The sequence below is a fragment of the Marichromatium sp. PS1 genome, from assembly GCF_041155115.1.
Taxonomy (GTDB): Bacteria; Pseudomonadota; Gammaproteobacteria; order Chromatiales; family Chromatiaceae; genus Marichromatium; species Marichromatium gracile.
Genome location: NZ_BAAFHB010000004.1, coordinates 387,717 through 401,314, shown reverse-complemented (window position 1 = coordinate 401,314; position 13,598 = coordinate 387,717). Strand labels below are relative to the sequence as shown.

Sequence of the window (13,598 nt, the reverse complement as noted above, 5' to 3'; positions counted from 1 at the left end):
ATGTATTCGAGAATCATTATTATTTGAGGTTAAAGGCCCGTTGCAGGACGCCGCTCACCGCAACGGGACGGCCTCTGCCCGAATCGGGATTCTCTGTGGCGCGGACGGGAAAACTTCAGATCGGGTCAGCGTGCGACCCTATGCGGGGAGCGTCGGGGCGGGGCGACTCATAGGCTGGGGGCCTCCCCGAAACCGATCAGAGGACCCCATCGATGCCCAGCGCCCAACTGTTATCCCGCCTGCTCGCCGGCGCGCTCGCGCTCACCGCCGCCACGACCCTCGCCGCCCCCACCGGCGAGGAGATCATGACCCGTGTCGATCAGCGTCCCGACGGTGAGGATCGCCGCTCGACCATGGTGATGGAGCTGATCAACAGCAACGGCAGCACCCGGGTGCGGCGGATGCTGGTGCTGTCCAAGGACGACGGGCCGGACACCCGCAAGGTGATGGCGCTGCAGTCGCCGCCCGACGTCAAGGGCACCGCCTTCCTCACCTGGGAGTACGACGACATCGCGCGTGACGACGATCGCTGGCTCTATCTGCCCGCGCTCAAGCGGGTGCGGCGGATCATGGGCGAGTCGCGCAACGACGCCTTCATGGGCTCGGACTTCACCTATGACGATTTGGGCGACCGCAGCGTCGAGGAGGACACCCATCAACTGATCGGTGAGGAACGCCTCGACGGGCACGATTGCTGGGTGGTGGAGTCGGTGCCCAAGGCTGCCGACGAGTTCTATACCCGCAAGCAGGTGTGGGTGCGCAAGGACGCCGACCTGCCGATCAAGGTCGAGTTCTACGACCACCGCGGTCTGCTCAAGGTGCTGCGGGTGCTCGAGGCGCGCCAGCAGGACGGCTTCTGGGTGCAGTTCCGCACCGAGATGCACAACGTCCAGCAGGACCACCGCACGCTGATGACCATCGAGGAGATCGCCCACGACACCGGGCTGCGCGACGCGCTCTTCGAGGTCTCGGCGATCCAGCGCGGCCATCTGCGCTGACCCCGCCGTGTCGTTCCCGTCGATGTGTCGCCGTCTCGTCGCCGTCCTGCTGTGCTGTGGCTGTCTGTCGCCGGCGGCCTCGGGCGAGCTGCTCGACACCCTGAGCTGGGACGGTTTCGTCGAGACCTATCAGGCGCTGCAGCTTGCCGCCCCTCAGGACACCCAGGGCTCGCGCGCCCGGGCGCGGCTGCGGCTCTACGCCGGCGAGGGCGATCGTCAGCTGTTCGCGCGCATCACCGCCGAGCGTGATCTCGCCTTCGAGGGCAACCGGATCGAGCTCGACGAGGGCTATCTCGATCTAGTCGGGCGCGGCTGGGACGCGCGACTCGGGCGCCAGGTGGTGATCTGGGGGCGTGCCGACGGGCTGCGTATCGTCGACCGGGTCTCGACCCTGGACAGCTCCGAGTCGCTCACCCGCGAGCTCGACGAGGTGCGGCTCGGGGTCGACGCGCTACGGCTGCGCCGGCTCGACGACTCCAGCCAGATCACGCTGATCTGGTCGCCGCGCTTTCGCCCCGGACGCGCGCCGAGCGAGGTCTGGGCGCTGCCCGACCCGGTCCCCGAGGGGGTGGCGCGCGCGGGCGTCGAGCGTCCCGGCAGCGCCCTCGACGAGGGGGTGTTCGCCGCGCGCTGGTCCTACTACGGCGCCGGGCTCGATCTCGCCGTCTCCGTCCTCCACACCTGGGAGGACCTGCCGAGCCTCGATCGCGAGTCTGGCGCCGACGGCGCCCTCACCCTGGTGCCGCGCCACCATCGTCTGACCCTCTGGGGGCTGGAGTTCGCCCGTCCGTGGCAGAGCTTCGTGTTCCGTGGCGAGGCGGTCTACATCCAGGGGCAGCGCCTCGAGCCCGCCGACTGGCGCGACCCGCTGCGCCGCGAGGACCTGCTGCACTGGATGCTCGGGCTGGATTGGACGCCGGGCAACAACTGGACGCTGATCGCCCAGGTCTCGGACGCCTGGATCCCCGGCTATGGCCAGGGCCTGGCCAGCGAGGCCCATACCCCGGTGCTCACCCTGGGGCTGAGCGCCGATCTGCTGCGCGAGACCCTCGAATTCAGCAACCTGCTCTTCGTCCGTCCCAACGAGCAGGGCTACTACAACCGCCTCAGCCTCGATTACGCGGTCACCGATCGCTTCCACGCCGGTCTCGGGCTCGACCTGTTCGGCGGCGAGGAGGGGGCTTTCGCCTTCTACAAGGAGAACGATCAGTTATGGCTCAAGCTCAAGTACAGCTTCTGACCCGCGCCGCCACGGGGAGCGCGTCATGCTGAGGATCGAGCGCGTCAACCTCGGCTTTCGCCGGCTCACCGAGACCTTGCTGCGTCGCCGACTGTGGGTGCTGCTCGGCGTCGGGCTCTGTCTCGGTGCGGCGGTGTCCGGGATCGGCGGCCTGCACAGCGATGTCGACCCGGACAACTGGCTGCTCGAAGACGACGCCATGCGTCAGGACCACGACCATTTCGAGCGCATCTTCGGCAACAGCGACTATTGCGCGGTGCTGATCGAGCACGAGGACGTGTTCAGCCCCGAGGTGCTGCGCGGCATCCGCGCGCTCGGCACCGAGCTGGAGCGTCGCGTCCCCCATGCCGACGAGGTGCTGTCGCTGACCGACCTGGAGTTCATGCTCGGGAGCGAGGAGGGGCTGGAGATCACCGAGCTGGTCCCCGAGCCGGTGCCGGAGTCGGCCGCGGCGCTCGCCGAGATCCGCGCCCTGGCGATGTCGCGCCCGTCGATCCGCGATCGGCTGGTCTCGGCCGACGGCACCCAGACCTGGGTGATGCTGCGTCTCCACGGCTATGGCGAGGTCGCGCGCAGCGAGGGCCCGGACCTGCAGGTCGGGCGCAGCTGCAGCGAGATCGCCGCCCAGCCCGAGTACGCCTTCATGCGCCCGCAGGTCTCGGGGCTGCCGGCGGTCAACTACGAGAAGAAGCGGTTCTTCAACGCCGAGGCGCCGCGCCTGCTGGGGATCTCGCTGCTGGTCAGCGCGCTGATCCTGGCGGTGACGCTGCGCTCGGTGTGGGGCGTGCTCTTCCCGCTGCTCACCGCGGCGGCGGCGATGGCGATGGTGCTCGGGGTGCAGGGCCATCTCGGCGTCGGTATCGACCCCTCGCTGGTGTTCCTGCCGCTGTTTCTCGGCATGGCGGTGTCGATCGGCTACTCGATCCATGTCATCAACCACTTCCGCCGTCGCTTCCTCGTCACCGGCGCGCGCCGCGCGGCGATCCTCCACGCCCTGGAGGAGACCGGCTGGCCGCTGCTGTTCACCGCGCTGACCACGGCCGCGGCGATGCTCTCCTTCCTGCTCATCCCGCTGCAGCCGATCCACTGGATCGGCTACACCGCGGCGAGCCTGGTGCTGGTGACCTGGGCGCTGGTGGTGCTGGTGTTGCCGGTGCTGCTGAGCTTCGGTCGGGATCGCGCCCCGGCGCCGGACGCGGGTCCGGGCGATCGCCCCCGTGGGCGTGCGCTGGAGCGGCTGCTCGGCGCCTTCGGCGGCTGGGTGTTGCGTCGTCCGCGTGCGGTGATCGCCGTCTTCCTGCTGCTCACCCTGGGCTGCGTGGCCGGGCTCAGTCAGTTCCGCGTCTCGTTCGACTATCGCGAGACCATGGGGCTGCAGGTGCCCTATATCGCGCGGATGAACGCGGTGGCCGAGAGCGAGGTCGGCTCGCTCTACGCCTATGACCTGGCGATCGCCTTCGACGCCCCGGACAAGGCGCGCGAGCCGGCCAACCTCGCCAAGCTCGACCAGCTGCGCGAGGAGATCCTCGGCTTCCCGCTGACCAAGCGGGTGACCTCGCTCAACCTGGTGGTGAAGGACCTGCACCAGGCGGTGTTCGGCGGCGGCGACGCCGACTACCGGCTGCCGGAGGATCGCCAGCTGCTCGCCCAGCTGCTGTTGCTCTACGAGAACGCCGGCGGCACCGAGGCGGCGCGCTGGGTCGATTACGACTACCAGCGACTGCGGATGATGATCGAGGTCAGCGACTACGACTCGGAGGAGGCCGAGCGCGAGCTCGAGCGTATCCGCGCCCGCGCCGCCGAGTTGTTCCCCGACGCCAAGGTGTATCTGATCGGCTCGATCGCGCAGTACACCTACATGATGCACCAGGTCACCTGGGGCCAGCTCGGCTCCTTCATGGTGGCGCTGGTGATCATCGGGGGGTTGATGATGGTGGTCTTCGGCGGGGTGCGCATCGGCCTGATCGCGATGATCCCGAACGTCGCCCCGGCGCTCGCCGTCGGTGGCGCCATGGGCTGGAGCGGGATCCCGATGGACATCATGACGGTGACCATCATGCCGATGCTGCTGGGGCTGGCGGTCGACGACAGCATCCACTTCATCGCCCATGCCCGGCTCGAGCACCAGCGCACCGGTGGCGATTACGTCGAGTCGATCCGGCGTACCTTCACCAGCGTCGGCGTCGCCCTGGTGCTGACCTCGGTGGTGCTGGTGCTGAACTTCTCCGTCTATCTCGCCTCGACGGTGAACATGTTCGTCCACATGGGCGCGCTGGTGGCGCTGGGGATCGGTGCGGCGCTGCTCACCGACTTCTTCGTCACCCCGGTGCTGCTCGAGCGGCTGCGTCCCTTCGACCCCCGGTCACGCCGGGGGTGAGGGGCCGGGCGGCCTCAGCGCCGCCCGGTGTAGAGCTCGGTGCCGACCGGCAGCTCGCGCACCCAGGCGCCGGCGTCGCGCAGTGGTCGGGGGAGCTTGGCCAGGGCGGTGGCCGCGGGCGTCCAGCCGGGGTAGATGCCCTCGGTGATGGCGATCCAGCCGCTGCCCGGGCCGCTGTCGATGCGCCAGGTGTCGATCCCCTGGGCGGCGAGCTGGCGCTGGAAGCGCCCGGCGCGCTCCTCGCTGAGGAAGGCGCCGAGCTGCAGGGTGTAGCGGATCTCCTTGAGCGCGACGCGCCGTCCGGGCGCGGCGGTCGGCGTCGGGGTGGTCGGCGCCGGGGTTGCTGCGAGGGGGGCGTCGGGGAAGTCGGCGTCGCCGTCGTCGACGGGCGCGTCGCGTCGTGCCTCGGCCAGCTCGGCGCGGGTGGTCTCGAGCGCGTCGGTGAGCGCCCGGACCTCGGCCTGGAGCCCCGAGACCTGGGTCTCGAGCCCCTGGATGGCGCGCAGCGGCTCGTCGCTGAGCCCGGCGCCGAGTCCGGCGACCGCGCCCCCCAGGTTCCACCAGGCGAGCGCGATCACCAGCACCAATACCCCGCCGAGCGCGCCGAGCGCGGCCGCGCCCTGGAGCTTGACGCGCTCGAGCTGTCTCTCCCACCATTTACGGTCGCGTGGATCGAGCCGCTGTGTCGTCGCGCTGGCCGTGCCAGACGCGCGACCGTCGGCGTCGGGCCGCGGACGTGCCCGGCTGGCGCGTGCCAAGGGCTCGGGGTCCGGCTCGGGCGGTGGTGGCGGTGCGCGTCGCTCGGGCCGCGGCGGTGGCGGCGCGGGCGCGGGCGTGCGCTCCCAAATGTCGTCGTCGAGTTCGTGGACGGCGGCTATGGGTTCCGGCTCCGGCTCCGGTCTGGGCGGCGGTGCGGGTTCGGGCGGCGGGGTCGGCCGCGGTCTCGGTGGCGGCTCGGGTTCGGGTTGAGGCTCGGGCTCGGGGGATCTCTTCTGGGCCTGATGGACGCGCCCCGGCAGCGGGTCCTCGAACAGCGACTCCAGGGTGTTGTCCTGGGCGCCCGGCTCCGGCATCGGGGCGACCATGTCCTCGGCGAGCCGTTCGAGGGTGCGCAGCTGGCGCGGGTCGGTCTCCAGGTCCTCGAAGGCTTGGAGGATCTCGGCGAGATAGATGCGCTCGCGCATCCCGATCTGCCCCTGGTCGAGTTGGGCGAGCGCCCGCCCCAGACTGTTGACCAGGGTCTCGGTGCCGTCCGGGTCCTGTTCGGCGACCCGGGCGAGACGATGGCTGATGGTGGCGATCAGGGCGGCGTCCCGATCCTGCTTCGCGCCCGCCTCGGCGGTGCGCGGTGTGGAATTCTCTTCTGTCATCCAACGCTCCTCGCGCAGTGAGTCCAGGGCCTGGGGGCGGGGTGGGGCGCGCGCTGGCGCGCAATCGCCTGGATCGCCCCCATGTTGGAGTCGAGCCTGGCCCAGGGACAAGGACGCGCACAATCAATCGATGCCGCCCCGTTCGGCGGGGCCGACGAGACGAATCCTTGCATGAGTGTCGCAGCAGACGCCAATCGATCCGATCCCCGGAGCCTGCTCCAGGGCATCCCCCAGTCACCCGGGGTCTATCGCATGCTCGACGCCGAGGGCACGGTGCTCTACGTCGGCAAGGCGAAGAATCTCCGACGCCGGGTGGCAAGCTACTTCAGTCGCAGCCGTCAGCTCAACCGTCGTATTCAGTTGATGGTGAGCCTGATCGCCGACATCGCCATCACCGTCACCCGGACCGAGGGCGAGGCGCTGCTGCTCGAGAGCAATCTCATCAAGTCGCTGCAGCCGCGTTTCAACGTGCTGTTGCGCGATGACAAGGGCTATCCGCACATCCTCCTCACCACCCAGGACCGTTTCCCCCGGTTGACCTTCCACCGCGGTGCGCGCCCGCGCGCGGGGCGGCTGTTCGGCCCCTATCCGAACGTCTGGGCGGTGCGCGAGACGCTGCAGCTGCTGCAGAAGGTCTTCCCCCTGCGCCAGTGCGAGGAGGCCGTCTTCCGCAACCGCTCGCGCCCCTGTCTGCAGTACCAGATCAAGCGCTGCAGCGGTCCCTGTGTCGGGCTGGTCGACGAGGCGAGCTATGCCGCCGACGTGGCGCGTACCGTCAAGTTCCTGGAGGGGCGGGCGCCCGAGCTGATCGACGAGCTGGTCGCCGAGATGGAGGCCGCCGCCGCCGCGCTCGAGTTCGAACGCGCCGCCGAGCTGCGCGACCGCATCGAGCAGCTGCGTCAGGTGCTGCAGCGTCAGTACGTCAGCGGCGAGGGCGGCGATCTCGATCTGCTCGCCTGCGTGCAGGACGGGGGGCAGAGCTGCGTGGCGGTGATGTTCGTGCGCGGCGGGCGCAGCCTCGGCACCCGCGCGTTCTTCCCGCGCGTGCCCGAGGAGACGGCGACGGACGGGGTGCTCGCGGCCTTCCTCGCTCAGTTCTATGCCGGGCACGAGGTCCCGGGGGAGCTGGTCGTCGGCGAGTCGGTCGAGGAGCAGGGGCTGCTCGAGCAGGCGCTCGGCGAGCACGCCGGTCACCGGGTGCGGATCAAGTCGCGGGTGCGCGCCGAGCGCGCGCGCTGGCTGGAGATGGTGCGCGCCAACGCCGAGGTGGCGCTGCGCGCGCGGCTCGGCAGTCGCGCCGGCTACGGGCTGAGGTTGGAGTCGCTGCGCGAGGCGCTGGCGCTCGATGCCGTGCCGCGCCGGATGGAGTGCTTCGACATCAGCCATACCCGGGGTGAGCGCACGGTGGCCTCCTGCGTGGTGTTCGACGGCGAGGGGCCGCGCAAGTCCGACTACCGTCGCTTCAACATCGAGGGTATCACCCCGGGCGACGACTATGCCGCCATGGCCCAGGCGCTGACCCGTCGCTACACCCGGGTGCAGCGCGGCGAGGCGCCCGAACCCGACGTGCTCTTCATCGACGGCGGGCGCGGTCAGCTCAACGCCGCGGCCGCCGCGCTGACCGAGCTGGGGATGCGGCTCGACTGTCTGGTCGGCGTCTCCAAGGGGCCGGACCGACGCCCCGGCACCGAACAGCTCTGGTTGTTGGGGCGGGAGGCGCCCGTTATACTGCCGAGCGATTCGCCGGCCATGCATCTCATCGAGCAGATCCGTGACGAAGCCCATCGTTTTGCGATCACGGCCCACCGCCAGCGGCGAGCCAAGGCCCGCACCACCTCGGTGCTGGAAGGCATCGACGGAATCGGTCCCAAGCGCCGACAGCGACTCCTCAGGCAATTTGGCGGCATGCGCGGCCTGATCCGGGCCGGTGTCGAGGACATCGCCGGGGTCGAGGGGATCAGCCGGCACCTGGCCCAACAGATCTACGATGCCCTCCACCGCGAGGCCGCTGGACCCTGACCTTATGTGGAACCTCCCCAATCTGCTGACGTTGCTGCGGATCCTGCTGATCCCGGTGTTCGTCGCCGTCTTCTATGTCGATGCCCCCTGGGCCGCCTATGCCGCCGCCGCCGTGTTCGGTGCCGCGGCGCTGACCGACTGGCTCGATGGTTATCTGGCGCGCCGCTGGAGCCAGACCTCGCCGCTCGGCGCCTTCCTCGACCCGGTGGCCGACAAGCTGATGGTGGCCGTGGCCCTGGTGGTCGCCGTGCAGGCCGACCCGCGGGTGCTGATGGCGCTACCGGTGATGGTGATCATCGGGCGCGAGATCGCCGTCTCCGCGGTGCGTGAGTGGATGGCCGAGATCGGCGACCGCGCGGCGGTGGCCGTCTCCATGCTCGGCAAGATCAAGACCACGGTGCAGATGATCTCGATCGCCATCCTCATCCTGCGCGAGTCGATCTTCGGCCCCTGGCTCTACGGTCTCGGCGTGGCGCTGCTCTATGTCGCCGCCATCCTGACCCTGTGGTCGATGGTGCTCTATCTGCGCGCGGCCTGGCCGAGCCTGAGCGGCGCCAAGCAGGGCGACTGAAAAAAAATATGACGATAGGGGTTGACGCCCCGGAGATGTCGTCTATAATGGGCATCTCTTTCGGCGGGAATAGCTCAGTTGGTAGAGCACAACCTTGCCAAGGTTGGGGTCGCGAGTTCGAGTCTCGTTTCCCGCTCCAAATTCCGAAAGAACGACCGCTTCGCGGGTTTGAGGCGATCGGGCTTTTTGGTCGGCAGGCTGCATCGGCGCCACCGACCGGTTCAAGAAGGCACTTGAACATCGTCACGAAAGACGTTAAAATTCAAAAAATAAAGCGGGAATAGCTCAGTTGGTAGAGCACAACCTTGCCAAGGTTGGGGTCGCGAGTTCGAGTCTCGTTTCCCGCTCCAAACACTCAAGAAAACCGGTATCGAAAGATGCCGGTTTTTTTGTGCCCGTCATCTCCCATCCCCATCTCTCCCTGGTCGGCGTCTGTGTGCCGCCGTTCCTGTCGAGGTCTCGAGATGGCGAATGGATGGTCGCGCCCGGGCCCCGGGCGTCTCCTGCTCGACCGCTTGCGGCTGCGTCCCTACGGCGCCGCGTTGCTCACCCCGGCCGTGCGCATCTGGCTCGGCTTCGCGACCCTGTTGATCCTGCTGATGGCGCTGCTCGAGGGCGTCGTCTGGGGGCTGGTCGGCGCCTCGCTGGTGCCCGAGGCGAGCCCCTGGCTGCGCTGGCCGGCGGGGATCTTCTTCTTCCTGCTGATGTTCACCGTGATCTGGGTGGTCGATGCCTCGCTGATGCTCTCGGAGCGACCGCGCGGCGGTCTCGGCGCGCGCACGCGCTGGTTCGTCGGGGTGCTGGTGCGCGTGCTCATCGTCGCGCTCTCGCTCTATGTCACCGCGCCCCTGCTGGCGCGGCTGATCCGCGCCGACGACATCGCCCTCCATCACCAGCGCCAGGTCGAGCGCTATCAGGCCGAGCGTGCCGCGCGGCTGGAGGCCCGGCTCGCCGAGCGTCTGGCGCCGCTGGCACGCGAGACCGGCGCACGGATCGCGGCCCTGGAGGCCGAGCGCGCGCGCCTCACCGAGACGCTCGAGGCCGCGCGGGCGCGCCGCGCGCGGATCGAGTCGGCCGCCGCCCCCGGACTCGAACTGCTGCGCGAGGAGTTGGCCGCCGCCCGTCTGCGGCTCGGCGACGAGTTGCACGGTCGCGCCGGGCGCCCGCCCGGCTATGGTCCCGAGGCCAGACGCTGGGAACGTCAGGCCGCCGAACTGGAGACCGAGGTCGAGCGTGCCGAGGCCGCGCTCGGCGCTCGGCTCGGCGGGACCGGCACCGAGATCGCGGAGACCGAGCAGCGGCTGCGCGCGCTCGCTGCGCGGCTCGACGCGCTGCGTGCCTCGGGCGCGGCCGAGCGCGAACGCCTCCGCGCCGAACTCGCCGCCGAGCAGCCCCCGGCCGAGCCCCCGCGCCTGACCTTCGCCGCCCGCTCCAAGGCGCTCGAGGCGCTGCGCGCGCGCCCCGACGAGCGCGGCGTACCGCACTTCGAGACCGTCGAGGGCTTCGCCCAGGCGCTGCTCGCCATCCTCTTCTGCGCGCTGCTCGCGCTCAAGCTGTTCGAGCCGGGGGCGGTGCGCGCCTATTTCGACGATCGTCTGCAAGGGCAGTACCGCAAGTATCTGCGCGGCGGTCTCGCCACGATCCCCGGCTTCGAGCACTGGGAGGACCCGGCGCGGCGGCTCTCGCCGCACGAGTTCGCCACCGCCTGGCGCGCGCACGAGCGCGATCCCGGCACCTTCCAGTCGGCCCGACTGGCACTGCTCGAGGCCGCGGCGCCGGTGGAGTCCGCCGAGCGCGAGCAGCGTCTGGAGGCGGCGCGGGAGCGTGCCCGGCACGCCGAGCTCGCCGAGGAGCAGGCGCTGGCGCGGGAGCGGCGCGCGCGCGAGTTGGAGGCCCATGCGCGTGAACTCGAACTGCGCAACGCCTCGCTGGAGGAGGCGCTGCGCGAGGAACGCGCGCAACGGCGCGCACGCGCCGAGGCCGAGTGGGCGCTGCACCAGGAGGGCGAGCGCGAGGCCTTGCGACAGCGTCGGGCGCGTTTCGACGACGAGTTGCGCCAGCTCGGCGAGGAGCAACGACTGCGCGAGCGCGAGATCGAGGTGCTGCACCAGCAGCGCATGCACACCCTGGAGCGCGAGGGACACGAGGCCGCGCTCAGTCGTGCCGGGCGGGCCCGACGCGAGGAGGCCGAGGCACGGCTGGCGCGGGTACAGGGGGTACTGGACCGGCTCGGTGAGCGCGAGGCGGTCGAGCGCGAGCGCCTGTCAGCAGCGCGGGCGCGGGTGGTGGGGCTCGAGCGCGCGCTCGACGAGATCGGCGAGCAGCTTGCGGCGGTGGCGACGAGCCCGGGCTCGCGCCGTGCCCGACGTGCGCGCGAACGGGCACATGCGCTGGAGGTCGAGCTGACCGAGGCGCGGGCGCTGACCGAGGGTGCCGAACAGCGACTGGCGACGGTGCGCACACGTATCGCTCTGATCGAGGACGCGCTGGGTCGCTGGCTGTTCGAGACGGGGGCGGGGGAGGGGACCGATGAGCGGGCGGGCGAGGAGTTGCCGACAGCGGATTGACAGTTCTCAATTGATAATGATTCTCGAAGCCAATATCATCCCTGGCCGGAATCATCGTCCCCGAGAATCGTGTACAGGGGACTCGCGCGATTGAGGAGTCGATCCACCGCCATGAACAGACGATTGCTGAAACGGGCCCTCGCCGTCCTGGTGCTGTTGCCGCTGCTGCTGGGCGGCTGCGGCGAACCGGTCCCCGAGGAGGGGCAGGGGGCCAAGGTCGGGGTGCTGCTGGTCAACCACGGCTCGCACTCGAAGAACTGGCGCGACATGCTGGTCGATGTCGAGGAATCGGTGCGCGATCGCATCATGGCCGATGGCCGGATCGCCGAGGTGCGTACCGCCTTCATGGAGTACAACGAACCCTCGATCGGCACCCAGATGCGCGCCTTCGACGAGGCCGGGTTCGACGAGGTGATCGTGGTGCCGCTGTTTCTCACCGTCAGCTCGCACTCGCTCGACGACATCCCCACCATCCTCGGCATGAAGGCCGACCCCAAGGTCATGACCAGGCTCGCCGAGGAGGAGATCGAACTCTATCGTCCCCGGGCGCGTGTCACCCTGACCCCGATGCTCGACTTCTCCTCGCTGCTGAAGAAGAACCTGCTGCGCCGCACCCAGGCGCTCGTCGGCGAGACCGAGGACACCGGGGTGGTGCTGGTGGCCTACGGCGATGCCAGTTACAACCAGCAGTGGGAGGCCCTGGTCGGCGACATCGGGCGTTATCTCAAGCTCAAGGCGGGCATCGACACCGTCGCCTATGCCTGGTGCGGGCACCTGGTCGACTACTCGCCCGAGCCGACCCTGCGCGCGATCGAGCAGGTGCTGGAGCTGGAGGACCGGGCGGCGGTGCTGCCGGTGCTGGTCGCCGTCGACCCCGCCTTCCAGGACGACATCATCGGCGAGGCGGTGGCGCAGAGTCCGGAGGGCAGCCGGATACGCTATGCCGGCGACGCCATCCTGCCCGACGCCGGTCTCAACGACTGGGTGGTCGAGATCGTGAGGCAGACCCTCGATGGTGGCGCTTGAGCGGCTCGGCCGCCGTCGGGTCGCCGCGACCCTGCTGCTCGTTGTGCTCATCGCCGTGCTGTGGGCGCGCGCCGAGCCGGTCGAGACCGGCCCGGCCTTCCGCATCGACCCCGTCGATCCGGCACACGCGCAGCCGCGGCTGATCGGCCGGACGGGCGAGGCGGCGAGCACGGGGTTCGGGCTGATGAGCGGCGCGGTCCCCACCCGGGGACACGGCTATGCGCTGCTCGGTGCCGCCGAGTCGGCGCCGAGCGGCTTCGGCCTGCTCGGCGGCGATGATCCGGCACGCGTTGCTCCGGGCGAGGCCGCCGCCGCGTTGGCCGCGCGCGCCGAGGCCGGCGACCCGGACGGCTATCGCGCGCTGGCGCAGGCCACCGAGGGGCTGCCGCTCGCCGAGCGGCGCGATCGCGCCGGGCGCCATCGCGGGGTCTATCTCGACAACCTCGGGCTCGACAGCCGGGTGCGCGGCTTCGCCGGGCCGCTGCACATCGGCGTCTATCTCGATGCCGAGGGCGGGGTGCGCGAGCTGGTGCTACTGGAGTCGCGCGAGACCCCGAGCTATCTGCACCGGGTCGAGCGCGCCGGGTTCTACGATCGCGCCCGCGCCGTCGAGATCGCCCCGGGGTTGCAACGGATCGACGCGGTGAGCGGCGCGACCCTGACCTCGCAGGCGCTGGCGCGCGCCCTCGACGAGCTGATCGACAGCGCCGCGCCGGTGCTCGACGAGCATCTCGACCGTCCGGCCCGGGGCTTCGCGCTGGAGGCGCCGCTCTCCGATCGCTGGGTCTGGCAGCTGGCGCTGCTCCTGGTGCTGTTCGCGCTCGTCTGGCAGCGGCGCTGGCGGCTGGAGCGGACCGAGCGAACCCTGCTCGGGTTGATCAGCCTGGTGACGCTCGGCTTCCTGTTCAACCTCGGCTTCACCTATCTCAACCTGCTCCATCCGCTGCTCGGTGTCTCGGTCTCGGCGCTGGTCGGTGGCTATGCCGTGCTGGTGCTGCTCGGCGCGATCTGGGACGACAACACCTATTGTCGTCACCTCTGTCCCTTCGGTCAGGCACAACGGCTGGTGGCGCGTCTCGACCGGCGCTCGCGCTGGCGTCGCTGGCCGCTCGGCGCTCGCACGATGTACTGGCTGCGGCTGGTGCTGGCGGCGGTGCTGATCGGCGGGGTGGTGCTCGGTGTCGAGCGCTGGAGCGGGTTCGAGCTGTTCCCCGACCTGTTCGCGCTCGATGTCGCGTCACCGTGGTTCCTGCTCGCGCTCTTCCTGGTGCTGCGGGTCGCGGCCTGGGTGCCGATGCTGTGGTGTCGGCTGCTCTGTCCGACCGGTGCGGTGCTCGATCTGGTCGCGCGCGCGGTGCGTCCGTCGCGCCGTGGCGCCGGGGTGCGGGTTGCCGCGCCCGTGCCGCAGACGCTGTCCGAGAGATCCTGAT

The 13,598-nt window shown here is 70.2% G+C and carries 9 protein-coding genes and 2 tRNA genes; 10 read left to right on the top strand and 1 reads right to left on the bottom strand.

The window, feature by feature from the left end:
* Positions 1–212 precede the first annotated feature (212 nt).
* From ACAM26_RS10895 to ACAM26_RS10885, 3 genes are read left to right on the top strand one after another with little or no spacing between them, the layout of a single operon-like run.
* Positions 213–998, top strand: coding sequence for an outer membrane lipoprotein-sorting protein (locus ACAM26_RS10895; RefSeq protein ID WP_123140932.1), 786 nt, complete (start codon positions 213–215; stop codon positions 996–998).
* Positions 999–1,020: 22 nt separating this feature from the next.
* Positions 1,021–2,238, top strand: coding sequence for a DUF1302 family protein (locus tag ACAM26_RS10890; RefSeq protein WP_123142417.1), 1,218 nt, complete (start codon positions 1,021–1,023; stop codon positions 2,236–2,238).
* A gap of 25 nt (positions 2,239–2,263) precedes the next feature.
* Positions 2,264–4,615, top strand: a complete 2,352-nt coding sequence (locus ACAM26_RS10885) for an RND family transporter (RefSeq protein ID WP_369613639.1) — start codon at positions 2,264–2,266, stop codon at positions 4,613–4,615.
* A gap of 14 nt (positions 4,616–4,629) precedes the next feature.
* On the opposite strand, the gene ACAM26_RS10880 is transcribed toward ACAM26_RS10885, so the two are convergent.
* Positions 4,630–5,985 carry an SPOR domain-containing protein gene (locus ACAM26_RS10880; protein WP_369613638.1) on the bottom strand — a complete coding sequence of 452 codons (1,356 nt, stop codon included), beginning with the start codon at positions 5,983–5,985 and terminating at the stop codon, positions 4,630–4,632.
* Positions 5,986–6,156: 171 nt separating this feature from the next.
* Between ACAM26_RS10880 and uvrC the strand changes: the two genes are divergently transcribed.
* The 7 genes from uvrC (at position 6,157) to ACAM26_RS10845 (ending at position 13,597) form a co-directional block, all read left to right on the top strand.
* Positions 6,157–8,004 (top strand): excinuclease ABC subunit UvrC, encoded by a 1,848-nt coding sequence (gene uvrC, locus ACAM26_RS10875; RefSeq protein ID WP_123140936.1) that lies wholly within the window; start codon positions 6,157–6,159, stop codon positions 8,002–8,004.
* Between the two features lie 4 nt (positions 8,005–8,008).
* Positions 8,009–8,575, top strand: a complete 567-nt coding sequence (pgsA, locus tag ACAM26_RS10870; RefSeq protein ID WP_132230063.1) for a CDP-diacylglycerol--glycerol-3-phosphate 3-phosphatidyltransferase — start codon at positions 8,009–8,011, stop codon at positions 8,573–8,575.
* Positions 8,576–8,638: 63 nt separating this feature from the next.
* Positions 8,639–8,714: transfer RNA gene (locus ACAM26_RS10865), tRNA-Gly, on the top strand.
* A 135-nt stretch (positions 8,715–8,849) separates the two neighbouring features.
* Positions 8,850–8,925 (top strand) — tRNA-Gly (locus ACAM26_RS10860).
* 114 nt (positions 8,926–9,039) lie between these two features.
* The gene (locus ACAM26_RS10855; RefSeq protein ID WP_369613637.1) at positions 9,040–11,142 is read left to right on the top strand and encodes a DUF4407 domain-containing protein; all 2,103 of its coding nucleotides are present in this window, start codon (positions 9,040–9,042) and stop codon (positions 11,140–11,142) included.
* Between the two features lie 111 nt (positions 11,143–11,253).
* Positions 11,254–12,168 (top strand): sirohydrochlorin chelatase, encoded by a 915-nt coding sequence (locus tag ACAM26_RS10850; protein ID WP_369613636.1) that lies wholly within the window; start codon positions 11,254–11,256, stop codon positions 12,166–12,168.
* Complete coding sequence (locus ACAM26_RS10845; protein ID WP_369613635.1) at positions 12,155–13,597, top strand: FMN-binding protein; 1,443 nt, start codon at positions 12,155–12,157, stop codon at positions 13,595–13,597. Before ACAM26_RS10850 ends, ACAM26_RS10845 begins: the two co-directional genes overlap by 14 nt.
* Position 13,598: the final 1 nt, after the last annotated feature.